Consider the following 23309-nt stretch of genomic DNA (forward strand, 5'->3'; position numbering starts at 1 on the left):
GTGTGCACAACGTGAAGCAGTTGATCGCGAACGTCCGCACCTTCCTCAAAGCCAGGAAGCGTCGGCCCGACCTGGTCCAACGCTACTTCCTCGGCACGCATGTGAAGTACGCCGCCGCAAACTAATTACCGGGCGGAGTAATATCTCTTATGCTTCGGAGGACGAAATCTTTGTTACGGAGCTAGCTCGATCGCTGCGCTATTTGGGTCTTCGGGTTTGGTTCGCTCCTCTCTCGCTGAAAGTGGGTGACAAGCTACTCGATTCGATCAACGCGGGGTTGATAGCCTCGCAGTTCGGTCTTGTTGTCGTTTCGCCCACTTATATTTCTAAGGCTTGGACCGGCTACGAATTGGACATCCTATTCAGGCAACATATCGAGACGGAGAAGAAGATTTTTCCTCTGTGGCACGGTGCTGACAAGGGGCAGATCGATAGATGGCATCCTGGGTTGTCTGGAATAGTCGCGCTCAAGAGTTCAGAAGGACAGGAGTCGATCTCTGCGAAAATAGCTGACGTGGTGTACAAAGGCGCCCCAACACGGGGAGTAGCACCTTCCTATGAGAACCCGCAGTGGCGGTTCCTACAGGGTCGAGGAGAACTCTGCGCGAACAGTGAAGACGGGGGGGCTTTCAACCTTTTCGAGGCGGCAGAGTTCCCCGATGATCAGTATCCTCTGTATGTCCACGACAGGCTGCATTCGAAGAAGGAGATCGTTCTTGCGGTTGCAAAGGCGCTCTATTACGGCAGCTATGACACCGCAAGTTTGTCCAAGGAACGGCGCAGGCGTATGGTTAAGCTATGTTGGGAGTTTGGGTTTGACCTACAGGATTCAGGATTTGATCCGGCACTGTACGGTTAGGAGGTGCGACTCTTGTGCGGATCATCGGGCGTTAGGACATTGGCTCGTGCCCCGTGCCCCTGACCCTTGTATCGTTCTGCCTACCGGCGTGCCGCTATAGCCGAACTCGGCCGCCTGGCCGATGACGATGGGCCCGGAGCCCAGGATGAGGATGCTCTGCAGGTCGGTGCGCTTGGGCATCCATTCCTCAGCTTCTAAGCGTGTCTCGCGGCGGCCGGACCCTCCTCGCGCAATCCTCCCGTAATTCGCTCGGCCCACTGAAACTCTGCGGAGGCAGGCGTGGTATCAGCGCCCCGTCCTGGCCGTCCGTGTCCTCGCTCCCCATACTTTCCCGTGCATACCCGCCGCGCATTCTTCCCTCGGCTTTTCCGCTGGGCGCCCGCCCTGCTGCCTTTGCTGACCGTGCTCGGCACCGCGCCGCTGTTCGCGCAGGGCACGCGCTGGGCGTCGGTGAGCGTGGGCGACGACCACGTGTGCGCCTTGGACGAGCAGGGACGCGCGTACTGCTTTGGCAACAACCATTCGGCCCAGCTGGGTGCGCGTACCCCCGAGCGCTGCGGCATCATCGACGAAAGCGGCGGACGCAGTTGCTACCCCACGCCCAGCGAGCAGACGCTCCTGCGCGCGGCGGGCGACAAGCGCTTCACCGCCGTGTCCGTGGGCCGTTACGCGTCGTGCGGCGTGGATGACCAGCAACGCGCGTGGTGCTGGGGCGCTCCGGTGGGCGATCCCGCGGCGTATCGTGATGCCTGTCTGCGCGGCAGGGCGTGCAGCTTTTCCGCCGTGCCGCTGCTGCCGGCGCGGCGCGTGGCGTCCATCGGCATGCAGCCGGGGTGCGCGGTGGACACCGCGGGGACGGCCTTCTGCTTTGGCCAGGGCTTTCGCACCGGCGGCCCGCCACTGAAGCCCTGGCCGGGAACCCCCGTGGCGCAGGTAGACGGCTGGAGGCAGGGGGAAACCCTGTGCGCCGTTGGGCAGGACGGCCGGGCGTGGTGCCAGGGAGACGCGGTGTTCGGCGTGCTGGGCACGGGAACCCGCGACTCGGCAAGCGCCGGGCAGCCCGTTTACGGCTCCACGCGCTTTTCCCGGCTGGCCGTGCTGGCCAACTGGGTGTGCGGCCTGGACGTGGAAGGTGCGGCGTTCTGCTGGGGCTCGGCGGGGTATGGCGATGTCGCCCGCGACCCGGCTCCCCGCGCGCAGTTCGAGGTGTGCGAGCGCTGGATGACGCGCACGTGGTGCAACACCCGTCCGGCGCCGGTAGAAGGCGGGCTGCGCTTCGCCACGCTGGCGGCGATGCCGCGCGGCAGCATGCCCATGCTGTATGAGATGGTGGGAATCACGCCGGAGGGCGAGGCGTACGTCTGGACAGGACGGCGCGAGCCGCGGCCCTGGCACCCCGAGCACCGCTGGCGCTCCACCGCCGCGGGGGACTGGGGCCAGTGCGGAGTAACCGTAGAGGGAGAGCTGCACTGCTGGGGGCGCGATCCGCACGAAGAGGTACAGGGGCGCATTTCCCACCCGGATGCGGCCTCCGAACCGATCGGCTCATGATCGCCCGACGTCGCGAGTGGCGGCTACGTGACGTTCGCGACCGAACCGGACAGTCGTGCGCCGGCCTGGCCGATGACGATGGCCCGGAGCCCATTCATGACCGGACCCCCATGGATCCTCACTCGTTCCTCCTTCGGAATGGCAGACGCTTCGGGGGGCGGATAAAACGAGGACGCAGATGAAGCGCATCATCCGCGTCCTCCATCGGTGGATTCCCTGCCCGTCGGATTAGGCGGGGGCGAGGGCAACGGTGAAGAAGAAGGTGCTGCCGCGGCCCACCTCGCTCGCCGCCCACACGCGGCCGCCGTGCTGTCGCACGATGCTGCGGCTGATGGCCAGGCCCAGCCCGGTGCCGCCCTTTTCGCGCGCGTCCGAGCTGTCCGCCTGCTTGAAGCGCTCGAAGATGAGCTCCAGCTTCTCCGGCGGAATCCCCCGCCCCGCGTCGCGCACCTGGAACAGCGCCTCGCCGCCGCGCCGCTCCGCCATCACCCGCACGGCTGCGCCCTGCGGCGAGAACTTGACGGCGTTGGAAACCAGGTTGATGAGCACCTGCGCTATGCGGTCCGGGTCCGCGTACAGCATCAGCTCCGGCTCCAGGGTCACCTCCAGCGACACCTCCGCCGCCGAGGCGCCTGCCCGCACGGCGTCCAGCGCCTGCTCCACCAGCACGGCCGCCGGCGCCGCCTCGCGGCTCAGCTCGGCCGAGCCGGACTCCATCCGCTCCAGGTCCAGCATGTCGTTGATGAGCCGCACCAGCCGGTTGGAGTTCTGCAGGGCGATGTCCAGCATTCGCCGAGCCTGGGGCGACTCCAGGTTCACCTTGCCGCTGGCCAGCAGCCCCAGGCTGCCGCGGATGGAGGTGAGCGGCGTGCGCAGCTCGTGCGCCACGATGGAGACGAGCTCGTCCTTGACGCGCTCCATCTCGCGGCTGGCGCGCGCGTCCAGCCGCGAGACGATCTCGTTCACCGCCGACGCGGTCAGGTCCTGCAGCAGCCGGATCTCGTCGTCCGTCCAGGTGCGCGGCTCAAAGCCGGCCACGCACAGCGCGCCCAGCGCGTGACCGCCGGGAGTGACCAGCGGAATGCCCAGGTAGGAGAGCAGTCCCTGCTCGTTGGCCGTGCCGCTGCCGGAGACGCGCTCGTCCAGGCGCGCGTCCTCGATGGCTACCGGCTCGCCGGAGGCCACGGTCCACTTGCAGTACGAGTCCACCATGTCCGTTTCGCGCCCGTCGGGCCACGCGGGCGGCGCCACGCGGCTCTTGGAGAACTGGCGCTCGTCGTCCACCAGGTTCACCAGCGCCAGCGGCGTGCCCAGCAGCCGCGACGCCAGCCGCGTCAGCCGGTCGAACGCCTCTTCCTCCGGCGAGTCCAGCAGGCCGGTGGCACGCAGCGTCTTGAGCCGCGCCGGGTCGCCGATCGCCCGCGCCTCTTCCGCCGTGAAGGGGCGCGAGGGCATGGGCCGGGGAGAGGAGAGCAGATCCTGCATCATCAAGTCGTAGTGCCAAAAATCATAGGGTTTGGCCGGCGGCCGACGGCGGCGACGCGGCCCCGGTCCATCCTTCTCGGCCGCGGCGCGCGAAGCTGAAGGTGCTCGCGGACGCGCCGGGGACGCCGCTCAGGCCGCGTGGCGGTGCGCGCCTCACCGCGAGACGGAGGGCGGCGAGCGTCCCCGCGTACAGCTGCGCCACCTCAAGATCGCTCATTTCCCGAACTCGCGCCACTTCCGGCAGGCGCAGCCCCCTCCACGTAGCACAGGCTTACGACGAGCCGCGGGAGCGATTCCTTTTGTTTCGCGACTACGAGAGGCCGCACTTCAGCACGCCCGCTCCGGGTTCTTCACTCACCGCGGAGCGCCAGGCGGTGCCTTCACGGCCCTCCAGGCGCCCCCGCCCGCGACGCGCCCGCTCATCCCGTCGCGTGTGAGGCGGCCGGAGAAGCGGCGGGTCACCGGCCTGCCGTTCACCCGTTCCGTCAGGGTGAACTCGATCCGCTCCCCCACCAGCCGTCCGCTCACCCCCGGCCCGGTGAAGCGCTGGAACTGCTGCCGCAGCTGCAGCGCGACGCGGCGTCCCTCCGGGGTGGTGAGCGTCCACCCGCCCGCCACCTGGGCCGGGATGGTCCAGGCGTACACCGTCGCCCAGCCGGTGCCCTGGTTCACCCTCACGCGCACGGTGGTGTCCGGCTGCCAGTCGCCCATGTGAAAGGCGTGCGACACCACGCGGGTGCCGGGACGCAGCTGCTGGAACAGCCTGGGCCGCAGCTCCAGGTTGAGGTTCTGGAACAGGTACAGGGTGACGATGCTCGCCGGGCGAAGGTCGGTCTCGAACAGATCCTGCCGGCGAAAGCGCACCCGGTCCTGCACCCCGCGCCTGCGGGCGTTGGCGGTGGCTTCCTCCACTCGCACCGGGTCGATGTCCACCCCCAGCCCCCGCGTACCGAAGCGCCGCGCCGCCTCGATGACGATGCGCCCATCCCCGGAGCCCAGGTCGTACAGCACGTCGTCGCGGGTGGGGTTGGCGAGCGCGAGCATCTGCGCCACCACCTCGGGCGGCGTCACGACGTAGGGCACGTCCAGCCCGGGCGGCTGCTGCGCCGCCAGGGGAAATGCGAACAGCGCCGCGAGGGCGCCGCGGAAAAGTCGAGCGGCGGTGAGCACCGGCTTCCTCCGGAAAGAGTGGCGAAGCCGCAAGATACGCCGTCAGGGAAGCCCGCGGCTACCCAAAGCCCAGGATGAGGATACGCCAGGGTGGGGCGTCCGCCGGCCACGGTTCGCCGGTCCGCCGTGCTCGTGACCGGCCGGTGCCTCCCGGCGCCGTCGAGGCGGCGACGCGGCATCGGCCCGTTCAACGGGTGCCCCACTGCAGCCCTCCGGCCTCTGCTCGACGGATCTCAGCCCGAGACCCCGCACGCGGAAACCCGGAGGGCATCGCCGGGTAGACGTGCGCCGGCCGCGAACCGTGCGGCTTTTCCGCAGGCCCATCCCCGACGCCGGAGGCACCATGCAGGGCCTTCTCCGCGGTACCTTTTTCTGCCTCGCGCTCGCGCTGGGCCACCCCGCGTTCGCGCAGCCCGCCGGCGCGCCGCTTACCGACCCCATGGTCCCCGACACCGCGCAGCTGCGGCGGGGGCTGGCGGCCGCGCTGGGCGGTGACCTGCCGATCGTACACACGGAACTGCACCGGGACCTCTACGAGCGTGGGGGCATCTTCTGGACGGCGCACGTGCGTCCCCTCCGGAGCGGCGACTATTCCTTGCGCTACGTCTACGAATACATCGACCGGGTAAAGCCCCACGACCCCCTTTACACGCACGTGGAGCACACCACCGGCTTTTCGGTTGGCGAAGCGGGGTGCGCGCGGCGTGCGGAAGGGCGCACGGCGTGCCTGGGTGATGTGATCGTGATCCCCATCGTGGCGGGAGACGACAGAGGGCCGCTCGGCGGGCACGTCTTCGAGGCCAGCCGCCGCGGCAACGCCGGGGCGTGGCAGCGGTTCCAGGAGGCCACGCCGGAGGACGATGCCGCGGCCGCGACGCCCAACCCGGCCGCGCCGCACCTGCGGTACCTGGGCGCGCGGCTGGACGCGAGCCCGCACCGCAGCCTGGGCGAGACCGCGCACGTGACCGCCGTCTTCGAAGCGGGCGCGCCGGGCGCGCTGGAGCTGTCCGTCTCGGGCGTGGCGGTGCCGGTGGTGATCGTGGCGCGCGGCACACCGGTCACGGTGCTGCTGGAGCACGAGCGGATCCGCCAGTACAACGAGCGGGCCCCCTTTGCGTCGCACCTGGGCAGTTCGTACTCCCACGACGTGCTGCTGCTGCAGCCCGGCGACCGGATGGACGTGCAGTTCCTCACGCGGACCGTCCACGGACACGACTTTACCGACGAGGAAAAAGAGGCGTTTCGCCGCACGCCGCCCGAGATCACGGTCCGACCCTTTCGCGTGGACCGCGACCGGCGGTTCAACCCCTTCATCGTGGAGCACCTTCCCGCGAGGCGCTGACGCGCCGGACGTGTGCGTCCGGCGTTCCAGCCACACACCCTTTCAGCTACATTGGGCGCCGCCGTCCCATGCGCCCGATGCCCCCGAAAGGAGAAACGTGTGACCCAGTACGACACCATCGCCCTCGATTACCAGCGGATCTCCGCCGCCGTGCCGCTGCGCGACGCGGAGTGGTATTCGCTCCGGCAGCGGCTGGGCGACCTGACGGATCGCTCCATGCTGGACCTGGCCTGCGGCGACGGGATGGGGACGCGGCTGATCAAGCGGTGGGGAGCCGGGCACGTGGTGGGCGTCGACATCTCGGCGCAGATGATCGCGCTGGCGCAGCAGCGGGAAGACGCGGAGCCCGTGGGCATCGAGTACCGCGTCGCGGACGCGGCCGCGCTGGGCGGCATCGGCCCGTTCGACAGGGTGGCGGCCGCGTACCTGCTGCACTACGCGCAGAGCCGCGAGCAGCTGCTGCAGATGGCGCGGACGGTCCATGACAATCTGCGGCCGGGCCAGCGCTTCGTGGCCAGCATCGCCAATCCGCTCCAGCCGCCGCAACCCGTCGTCGATCACCGCAAGTATGGGTGGAGCTATCGGCTGATGGACGAGACGCTGCGCGAGGGGGCCAACCTCCGCGGCACGCTCTACCTGGGCCAGACCGTCGTGGAGTTCGATTTCCACTGGTGGTCGTGGGATACGTACGAGGAGGCGTTCCGGACCGCGGGATTCAGCGCGTGCACGATCGAGCCCTTCCTGGTCCCTCCGGATTCGGATGAAAAGCGTGGCGTGGGCTTCTGGGACGAGTACCTTGCCGCGCCATCGGCGATGCACATCATCTGCGAAAGGTAGCTCCGGGCGCACTCCATACGTTTGTTAGGAGCGCGGTCACCGGTTCCTTATCATGGGATCCATCCCGACTACAGCGGCGCCGGCAGATCCCCCCACGGGCTGCCGGCGCTCATCCGCGCAGGTTCCAGCCCGGAGAGATCCCCATGACGGACACGCTGACCCATTCCGCGAGCGAGGAGCGCATCAGTACCACCGGCGGGCTCAAGATCCACATCCGGTCGTGGCGGCCCGACGGTCCGGCGCGGGCCGTCGTCGCCATCTGCCATGGCGTCAAGTCGCACAGCGGATACTACGCGTGGGCGGCGGAGCAGCTTACGCGGGCGGGGTTCGCCGTGTATGCGCTGGACCTGCGCGGCCGCGGCACGTCCGACGGCCCGCGGCTGTACGTGGACGACATCGGCGAATACCTGGCGGACGTCGACGCGCTGCTGGCGCACGCACGCTCGCGCCACCCGGGGCTGCCGGTGTACCTGTTCGGCCACAGCGCGGGCGGCGTCGTCTCCTGCACCTACGCGCTGGAGCACCAGGCGGAGCTGGCCGGGCTGATCTGCGAAAGCTTCGCCTACAAGGTGTACGCGCCCAACTTTGTGCTCGGCGTGGTCAAGTGGCTCAGCCGCATTGCGCCACGGCTGCCGGTGCTGCGCCTGAAGACGGCGGACTTTTCCCGCGATCCCGCCGTCGTGCAGGCGATGATCGACGATCCGCTCGGCGTGCACGGCGAGGCACAGCCCGCGGCCACGGTGGCCGCGCTGGTGGGCGCGACGGAGCGGCTGGCGCGCGAGTTCCCGCTCATCAAGCTGCCCGTGCTCATCCTGCACGGCACGGCGGACCGGGTCACCCAGCCCGCGGGAAGCCGGGAGTTCTACGGCGCGGCGGGGTCGGCGGACAAGACGCTCAAGCTGTACGACGGCCACGCGCACGACCTGCTGAGCGACTACGGCCGCGAGCAGGTGATCGCGGACGTCACCGCCTGGCTCGACGCGCACGTCTCCACGTCGTAGCGGCGGCGGCGGTTCCGGACGCGAAGCGCACGCAGGTGCAGGACTTCCGGACGAGCTACGTTGCTGCACTCGCGACATTTACGTCCTCTGCCGGAAGCAGCAGCCACAGGGCGCGGCGGAACACACGCCGCCGGACACGCGTTCGGCCGGTGCGTTGCTCCGCCGCGAGTCCGTGTTTCAATCGGGCCGACACACGATGAGAATCGCGACCATGCTTGTCCGTCCAATCAGGAGGGAAGTCCTGGGATTCTCACGGGAGTGGAGGCAGCATGTCGCACCGGGTCACGTGCATCAACAAGGATGATCGTCACAATCCGTACGAGCGGATCACCCACATCGGAGGCACGGCGGGCGCCATTGGCGGAAAGGCGTGGAAGATCACGCAGCAGCAGGCGATCGAAGGAATCGAGAGCGGCAAGTGGTCGTTCTACGTGAACCAGGGGGGCAGCGTGGCGAACGTCTTTGTCGCCATCAGCCCGTACGGCAACAAGTACCTCAAGACCGAGGCGGACGACAGCGAGCCGAACAACCTGCTCAGCCTGCCGGCGTGCGAGTAGATTCGCTCGTTGAGTTTTTGATCCGGTAACGTGCCACCCCCGCGTGAGCGAATGAAGTCGCCGCTGGAAAATCGCGAAATCCGCCTGCGCGGACTCGGCGGGCAGACGGCGTGCGGCGTCCCAAGCCCTTGCTCGTCCGCAACCGGGCGATCACCGGATGAGAGCCGTAACGGGCATGGATTTGCCGCCACACCGCCATCGCCTTCGCTGACCCTGACAGCCGCGGAGCCCCCGCGGCTGTCGCTGCTCGCGGACGTCTCCCCGCGGAAGCCTCGCGGACCCATCCCCTGGATCGGCGCCTGGCGTGCTCGAGCGCGGGCGCGCGTCCGCATTCGGATGCGTCGGCGCGGGGGCTTGCGCGGGCCCATCCGCCGGCCAGAGGTTCGGAGAGCCGTGAGTGGATGAAGCGTGGACTTTACCGGAGCGCTCGTGGGCAGAACCATCGATCTTGAGACGTGGAGGCGGCGGGAGCACTTTCTCCTGTTCCGCGACTACGACCGGCCGCACTTCAGCATCACCGCCGCGGTGGACGTTTCCGCGTGCTACGCGGCGTCGCGCGGCGGCGAAGGGACGTCGTTTACGCTCGCGGTGCTGTTTGCCGCGATGGGTGCGGCCAACGCGACCGAGGCGTTCCGGCTGCGGCTGCGGGAGGATGGCGTCTGGTGCCACGACGCGGTGGGAATCGGCTGCACGGTGCTGCGGCCGGACCGCACGTTCGGGTTCTCGTACTTTGCGCCCGAAACGTCCTTCGCCCGCTTCGCGGCGGAGGGAAAGCGCGAGATGGAACGGGCGCGGACGGGGACCACGCTGGGCGATGAGCGCGAGGCCGACGATGCCACCCTTCACGCCACCGTGCTCCCCTGGATCCGCTTTACCTCGTTCACCAACGCCATGCGGCGGGAGGATTCCGTCCCCAAGCTCACCTTTGGCAAGCGGTACGCGGAAGGCGGCGCGTGGTACCTGCCGGTGTGCGTGGAGGTGCACCACGCGCTGGTGGACGGCATCGACGTAGGGGACTTCTTCGAGCGCTTCCAGGACCTGCTCGCCCCGCCCCTGCCCCGCTGACTCCGCCGTCGAGCCAGACGGATGGACCGGGCGAGTGGACCGCTCCACAGCGGGAAAGATCCTCGTCCTCGAGAACCCGTACTCCGTGATCAGGGCCGGGTGGCCGGATTTTCGGAGGCCGCACGTCCATCACACCGCCGGCGGCGACGATGTCCGCGAGCGTCCCCGGCAAAGCGCAGTTATCGCACTTCCTACGGCATTCCGCGAGCGCCAGCGACTCCGCTCCGCCGGCTTCGGGCACCTACCGTGAAGCGCGGCGGCATCCGCACATCAACAGTATCCGTCTGAAATCCTCCTGACCTGCGTCGCGCCATTCTCCATAAATCGAGAATCGGGCGGATGGGAGCGCGTACGCAAAACGCTTGGATTTCTCCTGATCGCACCACGTTCATAGCCGATTGACGGGCGTCAGAACTCTGGTTATGGTTACTAACACTTTCGAACTAAATCCGTCATCCGCCGCTTTCCGGCGACTGGTTTTTTGGGGGGAAAATCCCCGCGTCCGCGCGTACCTGCTCATCGCGAGCAGCCACGCCGCCTCATCCGCATACCGCGGGAAGCGGCATCACACCACCAGACGGAGTTCCAATGCAGAAGCTGAAGCTGAAGGTCGAGGAGCTCGATGTCGAGTCCTTCCGCACGGGTGAGCAGGCTTCCGCGGAAGGCACGATCAACGCGCACCAGCAGCAGGAAGAAGAATACGGTCCTTCGGAAGTCAGCGGCTGCACGTGCACGACGGGCGGGACCGCCCACTTCACGAATGGCTGTGCCGAGGAAACCTGGGCGAAGTTCTGCTGAGAATCGTTCCGGACGCGCTGTAATCGCGTTCCGCGAGTTCATGGCATTGACTGAACCCCTGCCGGATGTTGTCCGGCAGGGGTTTTTTCGTGCGGGCGCCGGACGAGCCGGACAGTTCAGCCCATCCTCGCCGCCTGGCGAATGACGATGGACCCACGCGGGGCGTGCGCACGGCGCATTCGTCGTGTACTTTGCGCACTATGACATCTGGAACCTCGCCTCGCGCACCCGCCCGCGGGCGAAAGCCCAGGCCGCGCACGCTGGAGCTGCGCATCACGCTCGCGGACATCGAGCCGCCAATCTGGCGGCATGTGCGCGTCCCCGACACGTACACGCTGCACCAGCTTCACCGCGTCATCCAGCTGCTCTTCGGGTGGCTGGATTACCACCTGTACGAATTTCGCATCGGCGAGCGCCGCTTCGAGGCGCCCGACGAGGAGGCGGAAGGTGAAGACTCCACCGCGACGCCGCTTCGCGATCTGAGTCTGACCGCGGGAGCACGGTTCACCTATACATACGACTTTGGCGATAACTGGGTGCACGAGATCGCGATAACAGACCTCTACATCGTTACGCCGCTCGAGGATGAGGACGAGCGTCTGCTCCCGCTGCTGTATGGGGGCAAGCGGGCGGGGCCGCACGAGGATGCCGGCGGACCATTTGGGTATCAGCGGATGGTGGAAGCGCTCCGTGATCGCCAACATCCAGAGCACACACTCTACCGCCGCTGGGTTGGCGCGGACTACGATCCCGAGCGGTTCGATGTATGGTCGGCGGCCAACAACCTGACGCTCGCCGCGGCGTGGGGCGCCCTCTGAGGCTGTGATCACAGCTCCCAAACGCAAGAAGCTGAACCGCGCCAAGCGGCTGAACCTCGCGAAGCAGTGGATCGTGGCGTATCCAGGCGGCAGCCTGATCCGCGGCTACACGAAATGGTTCGGCGTCTCGGACGTATGCGCGATCGTGGAGTTGCGGATGCTGGGGGTCGACGTGGCGGATGCACGGCTGGAGCAGGCGAAGCGCAACGAAACATTGCGGGCGGCGAAACGGGCGGAGCGCAAACCGAAGTCGGCGGTGATGGAAGGATGGGCGGATGCGGACGAGAGGTTCGCCTCCCTCGCGGGATGCACGCCGGGAGGGGCGCCGCACGGCATCGAGCAGGACAGTGCCGACGCCACGTGGGACCAGCACCCGGCCTGGCGCCGCGTTCTGGATGAGATGTACGAGGACGACGACCTGCCGTTCTGAATTACGCCTGCCCCACCCAAGCTTCCGGAGATGAGAAATCCCCCTCGCATCGATGTGCGGATCACCACCGCGCGCAAGCTCGTCATCCTCGCGGACGAGTTGCGGAACGGGCGCTCGTTTCCTATCACCCGCCTGACGGTGCTCAAGCGGCTGTGCGCAGATCCCCGGGATGCCGCGGTCTTCGCGCGTTACCTGGCAGAACTGGCCCAGAGCCGGTTCCGGCAGGCTCCTCCAGCGCGGCTGGACACCGACCGCGTCCGGGAGTTCGGGGTGCTGATGGGCATCACGGTGGACTGCATGGGCCGCTACGTCGCCACGCCCGCCCGCGACGCAGAGCTCGAGCTCCGGGCCGCCCTGCGGGCTCTGGCGGCGGCGCAGAGCAAAACCCGGGACACGCGGTGGGCCACCGTGCGCACCATCGACTCCCGCGAAGCGCTGATCGTGGAGTACGCGGCGCACTGCATCCTGGAGCCGAAGGACGCTTCCGCCTGGGGATACCGGCTGGGGCGCGAGCACGCGGAGCGCTACGATCCGCGCCACGGCACGGGACTGGTCCCCGAATCGGCACCGTACGTACGCGAGATCGCGGACTTCTGGCTCAGCGCCCCGCCGAACATCCCGCATCCGTCCAGGTGACCAGACGGGGCCGATGAGCACGCTGGTGGAGGTACTCGGCCACCCTTTCCCGTTCCGGGTGGACCGGCTACCGGGAGAACAGATCTCGCAGGCGCGGACGGAGCTTTCGCCTCAGCTCTTCCGTCGCGATCTCGTCCGGCGCAACCCGGGCCAGCATCTGGTACACGTTCTCCGCGGCATCGCGATCGCCGGCCTTGATGTGATAAAGGCCAACGGCGTAGAAGTACCCTGTCACTTCGGAAACGTGGACGCGCTTTCGTCCTCCGAGCAGGGGACGGATGTCGAACGATCCAAGCGCTTCCCGCGCGGCGGCAAGGTCGCCGTCGCGCAGGCAGAGCTCCGCGTAGTTGGCGCGCGCGAACAGGTACCTGGGGTTTCGACGGTAGTTCTCGAGAACCACCGCCTTTACGCTCTCGACGTCTCCGAGCGCGCTGTATGCGCCGGTCAGCCAGTTGTAGAAGATGGGCAGCGGCTCACGCTCGACCCAGGCGCGCAGCTCCGTTACGGCGCTGCGGGGATCGTGGCGCACCAGGTCGCGCAGGCGGGGAAGCGCGTCGCGGACTTCCTGCGACAGGTGGGCGTGCGCGGGGTTCTCCAGCCGGTCGTAGACCACCTCGTAGGACGCCTGCGACGACCGGACCTGGCGGCGCATCTTGCGGCTTGCTGACATCGGCACGACCGGGCTGAAATCTACGATGACGGTTGATCACTCCGTTTACCAGGATACACCGGAAGGGCCTTCCGGACAACCGCGCCGCGGCCGGCCGCGGATCCACGGCCACACTCCGTAGAGCCCTCCACCACCTCTCCCGAAACATGTTCGAATACCACGCCTGGGCCATGCTGGAGCCCGAAGGAGGCAGCGAGGCCGAGGACGCGCTGGCCGACGCGCTGAACGCCCGGATCGCCGAGCTGGACGATGCCACGCGCGAGTCGTTTCGCGTCACACGTCTGAACGCGCTGATGGTCCACGCGTCGGGGCTGCGCAACCGGACCCAGGGCGCGGTGCTTTCCCTTTTCGAATGGCTGGCGCGGGAGTGCCCGCAGGCCTACGGCCTGATCTACTTTCGCGGCGAAGACCTGGGCGCCGACGGCCTGTACCGCTTCGAAGTCATGAGAATCCATCGCGGAACCATTCAGTACCTGGAAGACCGCTACTTCACCGACGCGCCGTAGCGGCCCATGAGGGAATCGCCGGCATCAGTCCAAAAAGACAAACGGCATGGGGTACAGAGGAACAGAGTCGAACAGAGAGGAACAGAGCAGCTCGTGCCAGCTCACATCCTCTCTGTCTAACTCTGTTCCTCTGTATCCTTATTCTTTTTCAAGAAATGGGTTGAGAGATTTCTTCTGCCGGATCGAGGAAGCAACGCAGGGAAACGGTTCTCCCGGTGGCCGCTTTGGTCTGCCGCCGGAGCCTGGTCACTCCGGGCACTTCCCCCCGCCGCGGCAACGCGCTACTCTTTCCCCGTTTGCTTCCCAGAAGCCTCCACATCGTTTCCGGTCACGCAGGACCCATGACGTACCGCCCCGAAAATCCGCTCATCGTGCAGGGCGACCAGAGCGTGCTGGCCGAGGTGGCCAGCCCCCGCTTTGGCGAGGCGCGCGACCGGCTGGCGCGCTTCGCCGAGCTGGTGAAGTCGCCCGAGCACGTGCACACGTACCGCATCACCCCGCTTTCCGTGTGGAACGCCTGCGCCGCCGGCGCCGATCCCGAGGAGATTGTCGGGGCGCTGCGCGAGTACGCCAAGTACGCCGTTCCCGCCAACGTGGAGCGCACCATCCGCGACGCCGCCTCGCGCTACGGCCGGCTGCGGCTGGAGCGCGACGACGAGGGGCTGGTGCTGGCCTGCGACGAGCCGGCGGTGATGGAGGAGGTTTCGCGCATCCAGAAGGTCGCTGCGCACCTGGGCGCGCGGCTGGGCGCCACCGCGTTCCGCGTGGAGGCAGGGGAGCGCGGGCGGCTGAAGCAGGCGCTGGTCAAGGCGGGATGGCCGGCGCAGGACCTGGCCGGCTACACGCCGGGCGAGCCGCTGCCCATCGGCATCCGCGGCGAAACACGCGCGGGCGCGGCGTTCGCCCTGCGCGCGTACCAGGCCGACGCGGCGGGCGCGTTTCACGCGGGCGGCAGCGAGCGCGGGGGATCGGGGGTGGTGGTGCTCCCTTGCGGCGCCGGCAAGACGGTGGTGGCGATGGAGTGCATGGCGCGCGCGGGAAGCAGCACCCTCATCCTCACCACCAGCGTGACCGCCGTGCGGCAGTGGAAGCAGGAGCTGCTGGACAAGACCACGCTGCACGACGACCAGGTGGGCGAGTACACGGGCGAGGTCAAGGACGTGCGCCCCGTGACGGTGGCCACTTACCAGGTGCTCACCCACCGCGACGACCGCGACGGGCCGTTTCGCCACCTGGACCTGTTCGACCGGCGCGACTGGGGGCTCATCGTGTACGACGAAGTGCACCTGCTCCCCGCGCCCGTGTTTCAGGTGACGGCGGGGCTGCAGGCGCGGCGGCGGCTGGGGCTTACGGCTACGCTGGTGCGCGAGGACGGGCGCGAGGACGACGTGTTCGCCCTCATCGGCCCCAAAAAGGCGGACGTGCCCTGGAAGGAGCTGGAGGGCCAGGGGTGGATCGCCAAAGCCGCGTGCACCGAGGTGCGCGTCCCCCTCCCCGACGAGCTGCGGATGCCGTACGCCGTCGCCGAGCAGCGGCAGAAGTTCCGCCTGGCGTCCGAGAACCCCGCCAAGCTGGACGTCATCCGGCGGATCCTGGCGCGGCACCCGGGAGAGCCGGCGCTGGTGATCGGGATGTACGTGGAGCAGCTGGATGTGCTGGCCGCGGAGCTGGATGTGCCCCTGCTCAAGGGCTCCACGCCGCAGCGCAAGCGCGACCAGCTGTACCGCGACTTTCGCGAGGGGCGCATCCCCGTGCTGGCCGTCAGCAAGGTGGCCAACTTCGCGGTGGACCTGCCGGACGCATCGGTCGCCATCCAGGTGTCCGGCACCTACGGCTCCCGGCAGGAAGAGGCGCAGCGGCTGGGGCGCGTCCTGCGCCCCAAGCAGGGCGCCAACCAGGCCCACTTCTACACGCTGGTGAGCGCCGACACCGAAGAGCAGGAGTACGCGCTCAAGCGGCAGCTGTTTCTGTGCGAGCAGGGCTACGAGTACCGCATCGCCGACGCGGCGGAGCTGGCAAAGGCGGAGCCCATGGCAAGGGCGGCCGCGTGAAGCTGCACGACCTGGACTGGCAGGAGGTGCTGGCCGCGCTGCCGCGGTGGGAGGCGCTCTCGCCCGGCGCGCGCCGCGCGTTTCTCACCATTACCCCCGGGCAGGGCTTCGACCTGGCGTCGCTGGGCGCCGCCGGCGCGGAGTTGCGGGATGCGGGGCTGTTGATCGCCCCCACCGGCCGCGGCTCTCTGCACGGACTGGATCCCGCCCTGCGCCCGCTGCTGGTTGCCCTGCGCGCGGCGGACCGGCTGCGCCCCCTGCACGGGCCCGGCGGCGTGCTGCGGCAGGAGTACGTGGCGGACCAGTTCGACGTGCTGCAGTCGCACCGCATCGCCATCCCCGGGCGCAGCTACTACACCGCCGCGGACCGCAAACAGGCGGCGGACACGGTGTCGTCCACCGCGTGGGTGCGCGCCTTTCTCGCGGCCGGGTCGCAGACCAAGCTGGCGACGTGGGAGGATAAGCTGAAGTCCGGCCGCGAAAAGCCGCGCCTGGTGTTCACCGGCGTGGCCGCGGCGCTACGGGCACTGGTGCAGGCGCTGTCCGTCCATCCCCACGGCGTGCCGTTGCGCTCCCTGGCCACGCTGGTGCCGGACGCGAAGCCCGCAAACGTTGCCGCCGCGCTGGCGGCGGGGCTGCGCTACCTGCTGGTGTTCGTGTCGATCGGCCGCGACACGGAGGCGGTGGTGGGGCTGCTCCCCGCGGTGGCGGCGCGGATGTCGGGCACGGTCCCGCCTCCCCAGCCCGTGCAGGTACGGGAAACGTTCGCCGCGCCGTTCCGCGTGGGCGACATGACGGCGCTGCTGGTGGAGGCGGCGACGGAGCCCATCGCCATCCGTGCGTCGGACCACTCGCTCTACGTGCGCGCCCAGCGCGCCATCGCCGCCCGGCTGGCGGCCATCCCGGAGTGGGTGCAGCACTTTGCCGCGACCGGCGCGCTCGCCGTGGGTGATGAAGACGAAGACGAGTACGACGGAGAGGCCGATCCCGGGAACGAGGAAGCGGCCGCGCGCGTGGAGCTGGCGGTGCAGTTTGCCTCCCTGCTTAAGCTGGCGGCCGTGAAGAGCGCCGGGGACCGGATGCGGCTCGAGGCCACGCGCACCGGGCGCGCGTGGCTGGCGCGCGGAGAGGGTGAGCGGCTCAAGGAGATGCTGTCGGCGGTGCGGGGGCTGCCGCAGCGCAACCCCACAGAGTACGGAAGCTCGGGCGGACTGGACTTCTTTGGCGCGGCCCTGGGGTTCCAGGTCGAGGCGCGCGGACTGGATGCGCGCGCCTCGATCACCGACGCCTTTCTCTCCGTTCCACCCGGCGCACTGGTCCCCTTTCTCGAGTTCGCCCGCTACCACGCGCGGGAGAACAACCCCTATGTGGGGCCGGACGGCCCGCGCGTACGCGCACGGTCGTACTGGAGCAGCGAGCCCAGAACCATTGAGGGATGGGAAGACGTCTGGGCAAACCTCCTTCTGACGTTCCTGGCGCGGCGGCTGGTGCCGCTGGGATGCGCGACCCTGGGCCGCATGGAAGACGGCGGCGTCGCCTTTGGCCTCACGGACGCCGGGCGCTACCTGCTGGGCGCGGCGGACGACTTTGAGCTGCCGCCGGAAGCGGGCGGCGGCGAGGTGGTGGTGCAGCCGGACTTCGAGATCGTGTTTCTGGCCCCCGCGCCGCGGGCGGAGGCGGAGCTTGGGCGCATCGCCGAGCGCACGGGGAGCGGCGTGGGCGCGCTCTTACGCCTGACGCGCGCGTCGGTGCTGCGCGCGGCCGAGCAGGGGATGACGACCGCGCAGCTGCTCAAGACGCTGGAAGCCGTGGCGCGCGGCGGCGTGCCGGCGAACGTCGAGCGGCAGCTAAAGGACTGGATGAAGGCGGTGCGCACCATCCGCATCGCCCCCGCCGTCCTGATCGACTGCCCGGACGCCGAGACGGCCGGGCGGGTACGGGCGCTGGGTGGTGCGCACGTGACCTCCGTCACCGCCACCCTGCTGCGCCTGGATGCGGATGCCAAGACGCGCGCCGCGCTGATCAAGCGCCTGCGCGAAAAGGGAATCTTCGTCGGAACGGGCGGCGATGAAACGGCGGCTGCCGCGCCGGCCACGAAACGCGGACGCGGGCGGCGATAGCCTCACCGGCTGGAGCGGTCGCTCTCGGCGGCACATTTGAGCGGTGAAGCGGTCTTCGGGTGGGGAGATAACCGGCACAAGGCTCCCTGGGCTCGTCTGCCCAGGGAGCCTTTTTCCCGTTCCGGATGAGAAGGGCCGCGTCCTCAGTTTCGAGCGCGCGGAGGACGTGCAACCGCTAGAGATCGTGGAGATTCCCACGCCGGACCCGTTCGTCCCGCACGTCAGGTAATCTCCGGCCGCTTTACCACCTCCATCCGGCAATCGGGATAGACGATCGGAATGCCGACCAGCCCACCGGAGGAGTCCGTGATGCCGTACACGCCGGGAGTCAGCAGACAGGCGGCAGGCGCGGGGCTGGACGGAGCCGCCGCCAAAGCGGGTGCGGCGGCAAACACCAGCGCGATGGCTGCTCCCACAAGGGAGCGTATGAAGTTGGGGCGCCTGATGCTCATGAACCCTCCGGATGAAGTGAGTGACGAAACGCGACAGACAGGCCTGAGACGGGCACCCGTCGGAAACTCCGCCAGAGCTAGATGCGCACGACGGTGACGCGTTGCACGCCGAGTTCATCCGTGCGGATGTAGGCGGCTCTTCCACGCCGGCTGAAGGCGGCGGGAAGCACGGTCCACACCGCCGGGTCGGTCCAGCGCCGGTCCGGCACGCTCGATCCACAGGATCCCCGCCGCGTCCACCCCAATGCGACGGATCACCGGCATCACCCGTGCGAACTCCGTGTCTCGAAGCTGCTCGGCCATGCTCCGACGCACCGCGGCGGGCATGGTGACGCTCTGCGGGCCTACCAGCCGCAGGCCGCCCCCGTCCGACAGCTCGCGGGAGCGCCGCTCCATCTCGTACTCCCGGTCCCGGGCCGTCACCCTGCGCGGCGCGATCGGACGCTCCAGGATCCGCAGAACCCGTCCGGCGCCGTCGAGCAGGCGGAGGGAATACGTGGCGCCATCCACCACGGCGACGACGCCGCCAGGGAGCACCGCGAAATGGAATGATGGAGAAAAGACGGGCGGGGCGTGAACGCGCATCCCTCCCGTTTGCGTTGCCCGGGATCGGGGGGTGCTCACGGTCGCGACGTGCCGCGCGGCGCCACCCCGGGAAGGAAGCCAGAGCAGGACCTCTTCGCCGAACGCATCGGCGTGCCGGGCAACCGGGTTGCCCATCGCCAGGCTCACCACGCCGCCCTGGGGATGCAGCGCGAGGGTTCTTCCGATGAGCATGGATACACCGGGGTACTGCACCATGCCTGCGGTACCGTCGGCCGCAAAGGTGACGAGCGCCCGCCGCCCCACGTCCGAGACAAAAACATCGCCCGCGGCGGTCACCGCCATCTGCTGGGGCGCGCCGAACTCGCCGGGCCCTCCGCCACGCCTTCCCATGGTGCGCAGCAGGCGCCCGGTAGAATCGAACACCACCACGCGTGCGTTCAGCCGGTCGAGAACGTACAGGTTGTCCGCGCCGTCGAAGCCGACGTCGGCGACGGAGCCGAATACGTCGCTTCTCCGGCCGTCGGCTGCACCTACGGTGAAAAGCGTTCTTGGCTCCCGGCGCAGCGCCTCGTCCCGCGCCGGCATGCGAATCCGCTGCTGCGCCGCCGCCTGCGCAGCCGGACACGCGAGCAAGAGCACGAGAGCGAGGCGAGAAAGCGGGAAACCCCGCCGGCCCCTCACTTCGTGTGCATCTCCGCACCTGATTACGTGCTTCATCCGCATATGGGATTTCGCTACCCGGGGGACATAACGTCGTATGTGTAGCCGGAGGCAGGTACGTGGTCAAGAACAATCTTTCGAGCGATCCGGCGGCAGCACGAATCACACACCGCCTTCCCCCGTCGTGCGCTACCCATCGGCACCTTCCTCTCACGCCGGCGTGTCGCCGCGCCCGACCCGCCGGCACGTGCTTCGATGAGGTGCGGCACGTCGGCCCGACGACCCCGCGGGGAAAGAAGTCGACTCGGGCACGCGTCTCGCCAGAGGGGCAGGCTCGCAGCCGACGTGCCTCGCCGCCGATGAAAGAGACCCCAGCCATGACCGATACCACCATCCTGCTTGCCGGGGCCACCGGCGCCCTGGGCGGGCGGATCGCGACGGAGCTGGCCGGGCGCGGGGCGACGGTGCGGGCGCTGGTGCGTCCGGGCACGGCGCCGGAGAAGCTCGAGCGGCTGCGGAGCCTGGGCGCGCAGGTGGTTCAGGCGGACTACGGCGACGCGGCGGCGATGCGCGCGGCGTGCGCGGGGGCCGCGTGCGTGGTGTCGGCGCTCAGCGGCCTGCGCGAGGTGATCGTCGAGGCGCAGACGCGGCTGCTGGAGGCGGCGGTGGAGGCCGGGGTGCCGCGCTTCATCCCCTCGGACTTCGCCATCGACTTCACCCGCCTGCCGCCGGGGTCCAACCGCAACCTGGACCTGCGGCGCGAGTTCAAGGAGCGGCTTGACCGCGCGCCGATCGCGGCGACGTCCATCCTGAACGGCGCGTTCGCGGACATGCTGACGGGGGTGGCGCCCATCATCCTCTTCAAGCGCAAGCGGGTGATGTACTGGGAGAACGCGGATCAGCGGATGGACTTTACCGCCCGGGACGACGTGGCCGCGTTCACCGCCGCCGCGGCGCTGGACCCCTCCACGCCCCGCGTGTTGCGCATCGCCGGCGACCAGGTGAGCGCGCGCGAGCTGGCCGCGCTGATGAGCGACATCACCGGGGAGCGCTACCGCCTGCTGCGCGCGGGCGGGCTGCGGCTGCTGCGCCTGCTGATCCGGGTCGCGCGCAGGGTGGCGCCGCAGCGGGAGGAGGTGTATCCGCCCTGGCAGGGAATGCAGTACCTGCAGAACATGTTCAGCGGGCTGGGAACGCTGCAGCCGCTGGACAACGGACGGTACCCGGAGCTGCGGTGGACCACCGCGCGCGACGTGCTCGCGGCGCGCTGACCTCCGCCGCCGCAGCCTCACCCCGAACCCGGCCCCGAACCCGCCTTCCACGCAAGGGACAGGGACTTGCATATGCACCGTTGGTGAGCGAAGCACGCTCATCCCGCCGCGCGGCCCAAGCGTGCGCATGGGACCGCCGACCTTGCTACGCGCGGGATGCACCGGTTGAGCACCGACGACCTTCAGGGCACGCCTTTACCCGATCCACACGCCACCGGTGGCACGCCCGCCGCGCCGCCGTCCGAAGCCGCGCCGTCCGTTTCGCGGGAGCGCGCGGCGCTGCGGTCCGCGGAGCGCGAGCGTGACCTTGCCGAGGCCAGCCGCGACCGCTTTTCGTTTCTGGCCGAGGCCAGCCGCTGCCTTGCCGACTCGCTGGACTACGAAGCCACGCTCACCACCGTGGCCGGCATGTCGCTGCCGTACCTGGACGCCTGGTGCATCGTCGACGTGCTGACGGAAAGCGGCGAGATCCGGCGGATCGCGGTGCTGCACCCGGATCCGGAGAAGCAGGAAGCCGCGCGCACGCTGCACGAGCGGTATCCCCCGCGCGCCAGCGACCTGATCGGCGCGCAGCGGGTAGTGCGCACCAGCCGGCCGGAGATGGTGTTCGACGTTCCCGACGCGGCGCTGGTGGCCGCCGCGCAGGACGAGGAGCACCTGCAGCTGCTGCGCAAGCTGGGGATCCGCTCATACGTGATCGTGCCGATGGTGGCGCGGGGAAACGTGCTGGGGGCCATGACCTTCGTGACCGCCGAACACGACCGCCGCTTTGGCGACATCGACGTGGTGATGGCCGAGGACCTGGCGCGCCGCGCGGCCATGGCGGTGGACAACGCGCGCCTGCACCGCGAGGCTGAAAACGCCCGCGACGTCGCCGAAAGCGCGCTGGCCGAGGCCGAGATGGCGCTGGAAGAGGCCGCCACCGCCGAAGAGCACCTGCGCGACGCCCGCGACGCCGCGGAATCCGCGCTGCGCACGCGCGACGAGTTTGTGTCCACCATGACGCACGAGGTGCAGACGCCGCTGAACGCCATCATCGGCTACCTGCAGCTGCTGGAGATGGACGTGAGCGGCGCCCTGGGCGACACGCAGCGCTCGTACGTGAAGCGCGCGCAGGAAAGCTCCACCCACCTGCTGCGCCTGGTTGGCGACGTACTGGATTTTTCCAAGAGCGAAACGGCGCGGCTGGCGGTGGCGCACGAGGAGGTGGACGCGGCCGAGACGGCGCGCGGCGCGCTGGCGCTGGTGCGGCCGCAGGCGTCCGGCCGGCTGCTCACGCTGGTGGACGAAACCGCCAGCGCCGCGGCGCTGCGCTACGTGGGCGACGAGTACCGCGTGCGGCAGATCCTGGTGAACCTGCTTTCCAACGCCATCAAGTTCACCCCCGCCGGCGGCCGCGTAACCCTGGAGTGCCGCGCGCAGCCCGCCGGCGACGGCGACGCGGGCTCGGCGCTGGTCTTCATCGTCACCGACAACGGCGAGGGGGTAAAGCCCGAGGACGCGGACCGCATCTTCGAGCCGTTCGTGCAGGGCGCCGCGGGGCTCACACGGCGCCACGGCGGCACGGGGCTGGGGCTGCCCATCAGCCGGCGGCTGGCGCGGCTGATGGGGGGCGACGTGACGGTGGAGCGCAGGGCCGGCCCGGGCGCCACCTTTACGCTGCGCCTTCCCGCGGCGTCGGCGGCGGCCGCCCCGCCGCGTCCCGCGGACCCGCCCTCCGAGGACGGTCCGCGGCACGCCGCCAACGAGATCCGCCGCGCGTCGGCGGGCCGGGGGCTCAAGTCGGCCAGCGAGTCGCTGATGCGCAGGGTGGAGGAAACGGTGGACGAGTTCGTGCGCCGGGCGCGCACCGACGAGGCGCTGGAGTTCACGGACGACATGAGCGACGTGGACGTGGCGGACCACCTGGGAACGCTGGTGATCGACGTGGCCAACTCGCTGGCGGTGCTGGCCGGCAACGGCGGCGAGCCCTCGAGCCTGCTGGCGGACGGCAGCCGCATTCAGCGGGTGATCGGCGAACTGCACGGCGCGCAGCGGCAGCGGCTGGGGTGGACGGAGGCCCAGCTGGTGCGCGAGGTGGACCTGGTGCGTGACGTCTGCCTTACCGCGCTCGGGCAGTCACTGGCGGGCGACCAGCAGGCGCGCGAGGCGGCGGTGTCGGCGCTGGAGCGTCTGCTGGACGAGCGCACCCGCGCCTGCCTCAGCGGCTTCCGCGGCTCGTTCGCGGCGGGGAGCTGAGCGCGTAGAATCCTTCTCGCGGAGGCGCGGAGGCGCGGAGACGCTGTGTTCTCCGCGTCTCCGCGTTTTCGTCCGGGGCTTTGCCGCATCCACGCTCCGCAACAGAATGGGCCTCACACGGAGTCAACGGAGTCAACGGAGTTTTACGTGCCGTACCTCTGATTTCGGTTCGGGATTCCCAGGTGTCGGGTGCAGGTGAGGGCGGCCGACGAGGCTGGATCTTTTGTGAGGATTTCGGAAACGGGA

At 69.1% G+C, this 23309-nt stretch carries 21 protein-coding genes; 16 read left to right on the top strand and 5 right to left on the bottom strand.

Annotated elements, in window-relative coordinates; genetic code table 11:
- Together ACOJUJ_RS29280 and ACOJUJ_RS29285 are read left to right on the top strand one after the other, a co-directional pair.
- A partial coding sequence (locus ACOJUJ_RS29280) for a toll/interleukin-1 receptor domain-containing protein (protein ID WP_420130472.1) occupies positions 1-859 on the top strand: 859 nt, incomplete at its 5' end.
- 402 nt (positions 860-1261) lie between these two features.
- The gene (locus ACOJUJ_RS29285) at positions 1262-2410 is read left to right on the top strand and encodes an RCC1 domain-containing protein (protein WP_420130473.1); all 1149 of its coding nucleotides are present in this window, start codon (positions 1262-1264) and stop codon (positions 2408-2410) included.
- Positions 2411-2638: 228 nt separating this feature from the next.
- On the opposite strand, the gene ACOJUJ_RS29290 is transcribed toward ACOJUJ_RS29285, so the two are convergent.
- Both ACOJUJ_RS29290 and ACOJUJ_RS29295 read right to left on the bottom strand, forming a co-directional pair.
- Entirely contained in the window at positions 2639-3895 is a 1257-nt protein-coding gene (locus ACOJUJ_RS29290; RefSeq protein WP_420130474.1) for an ATP-binding protein, read from the bottom strand.
- A gap of 354 nt (positions 3896-4249) precedes the next feature.
- A complete protein-coding gene (locus tag ACOJUJ_RS29295) occupies positions 4250-5065 on the bottom strand; it encodes an SAM-dependent methyltransferase (protein WP_420130475.1) in 816 nt (271 codons plus the stop codon).
- A 343-nt stretch (positions 5066-5408) separates the two neighbouring features.
- Here ACOJUJ_RS29295 and ACOJUJ_RS29300 point away from each other — a divergent pair, with 343 nt between their 5' ends.
- The 9 genes from ACOJUJ_RS29300 (at position 5409) to ACOJUJ_RS29340 (ending at position 12549) form a co-directional block, all read left to right on the top strand.
- The gene (locus ACOJUJ_RS29300) at positions 5409-6407 is read left to right on the top strand and encodes a hypothetical protein (RefSeq protein ID WP_420130476.1); all 999 of its coding nucleotides are present in this window, start codon (positions 5409-5411) and stop codon (positions 6405-6407) included.
- A gap of 99 nt (positions 6408-6506) precedes the next feature.
- Entirely contained in the window at positions 6507-7244 is a 738-nt protein-coding gene (locus tag ACOJUJ_RS29305; protein ID WP_420130477.1) for a class I SAM-dependent methyltransferase, read from the top strand.
- Between the two features lie 143 nt (positions 7245-7387).
- A complete protein-coding gene (locus ACOJUJ_RS29310) occupies positions 7388-8245 on the top strand; it encodes a lysophospholipase (protein WP_420130478.1) in 858 nt (285 codons plus the stop codon).
- Between the two features lie 269 nt (positions 8246-8514).
- Positions 8515-8802: a DUF3892 domain-containing protein gene (locus tag ACOJUJ_RS29315; protein WP_420130479.1), complete on the top strand. Its 288-nt coding sequence runs from the start codon at positions 8515-8517 to the stop codon at positions 8800-8802.
- A 429-nt stretch (positions 8803-9231) separates the two neighbouring features.
- Positions 9232-9867 carry a CatA-like O-acetyltransferase gene (locus ACOJUJ_RS29320; RefSeq protein WP_420130480.1) on the top strand — a complete coding sequence of 212 codons (636 nt, stop codon included), beginning with the start codon at positions 9232-9234 and terminating at the stop codon, positions 9865-9867.
- Positions 9868-10455: 588 nt separating this feature from the next.
- Complete coding sequence (locus ACOJUJ_RS29325; RefSeq protein ID WP_420130481.1) at positions 10456-10665, top strand: hypothetical protein; 210 nt, start codon at positions 10456-10458, stop codon at positions 10663-10665.
- Between the two features lie 200 nt (positions 10666-10865).
- Entirely contained in the window at positions 10866-11483 is a 618-nt protein-coding gene (locus ACOJUJ_RS29330) for a plasmid pRiA4b ORF-3 family protein (RefSeq protein WP_420130482.1), read from the top strand.
- Between the two features lie 4 nt (positions 11484-11487).
- On the top strand, positions 11488-11913 hold the full coding sequence (locus ACOJUJ_RS29335) for a hypothetical protein (RefSeq protein ID WP_420130483.1): 426 nt from the start codon (positions 11488-11490) through the stop codon (positions 11911-11913).
- Between the two features lie 30 nt (positions 11914-11943).
- Complete coding sequence (locus ACOJUJ_RS29340) at positions 11944-12549, top strand: hypothetical protein (RefSeq protein WP_420130484.1); 606 nt, start codon at positions 11944-11946, stop codon at positions 12547-12549.
- A gap of 67 nt (positions 12550-12616) precedes the next feature.
- On the opposite strand, the gene ACOJUJ_RS29345 is transcribed toward ACOJUJ_RS29340, so the two are convergent.
- Complete coding sequence (locus ACOJUJ_RS29345; protein ID WP_420130485.1) at positions 12617-13201, bottom strand: hypothetical protein; 585 nt, start codon at positions 13199-13201, stop codon at positions 12617-12619.
- A gap of 164 nt (positions 13202-13365) precedes the next feature.
- Here ACOJUJ_RS29345 and ACOJUJ_RS29350 point away from each other — a divergent pair, with 164 nt between their 5' ends.
- From ACOJUJ_RS29350 to ACOJUJ_RS29360, 3 genes are all read left to right on the top strand, one after another.
- Positions 13366-13725 (top strand): Imm7 family immunity protein, encoded by a 360-nt coding sequence (locus ACOJUJ_RS29350; RefSeq protein WP_420130486.1) that lies wholly within the window; start codon positions 13366-13368, stop codon positions 13723-13725.
- A 341-nt stretch (positions 13726-14066) separates the two neighbouring features.
- Entirely contained in the window at positions 14067-15776 is a 1710-nt protein-coding gene (locus ACOJUJ_RS29355) for a DNA repair helicase XPB (RefSeq protein WP_420130487.1), read from the top strand.
- On the top strand, positions 15773-17896 hold the full coding sequence (locus ACOJUJ_RS29360; RefSeq protein WP_420130488.1) for a helicase-associated domain-containing protein: 2124 nt from the start codon (positions 15773-15775) through the stop codon (positions 17894-17896). The genes ACOJUJ_RS29355 and ACOJUJ_RS29360 overlap by 4 nt, the downstream gene beginning before the upstream one ends.
- Before the next feature lie 221 nt (positions 17897-18117).
- Here the strand turns inward: ACOJUJ_RS29360 and ACOJUJ_RS29365 are convergent, their stop codons facing one another.
- A complete protein-coding gene (locus tag ACOJUJ_RS29365) occupies positions 18118-18348 on the bottom strand; it encodes a hypothetical protein (protein ID WP_420130489.1) in 231 nt (76 codons plus the stop codon).
- Between the two features lie 114 nt (positions 18349-18462).
- Positions 18463-19479 carry a 6-bladed beta-propeller gene (locus ACOJUJ_RS29370; protein WP_420130490.1) on the bottom strand — a complete coding sequence of 339 codons (1017 nt, stop codon included), beginning with the start codon at positions 19477-19479 and terminating at the stop codon, positions 18463-18465.
- A gap of 452 nt (positions 19480-19931) precedes the next feature.
- Here ACOJUJ_RS29370 and ACOJUJ_RS29375 point away from each other — a divergent pair, with 452 nt between their 5' ends.
- Both ACOJUJ_RS29375 and ACOJUJ_RS29380 read left to right on the top strand, forming a co-directional pair.
- Entirely contained in the window at positions 19932-20825 is an 894-nt protein-coding gene (locus tag ACOJUJ_RS29375; RefSeq protein WP_420130491.1) for an NmrA family NAD(P)-binding protein, read from the top strand.
- Between the two features lie 165 nt (positions 20826-20990).
- Positions 20991-23063, top strand: coding sequence for a GAF domain-containing sensor histidine kinase (locus ACOJUJ_RS29380; RefSeq protein ID WP_420130492.1), 2073 nt, complete (start codon positions 20991-20993; stop codon positions 23061-23063).
- The last annotated feature ends 246 nt before the right edge of the window (positions 23064-23309 follow it).

Source organism: Longimicrobium sp. (assembly GCF_048594345.1).
Lineage (GTDB): Bacteria > Gemmatimonadota > Gemmatimonadetes > Longimicrobiales > Longimicrobiaceae > Longimicrobium.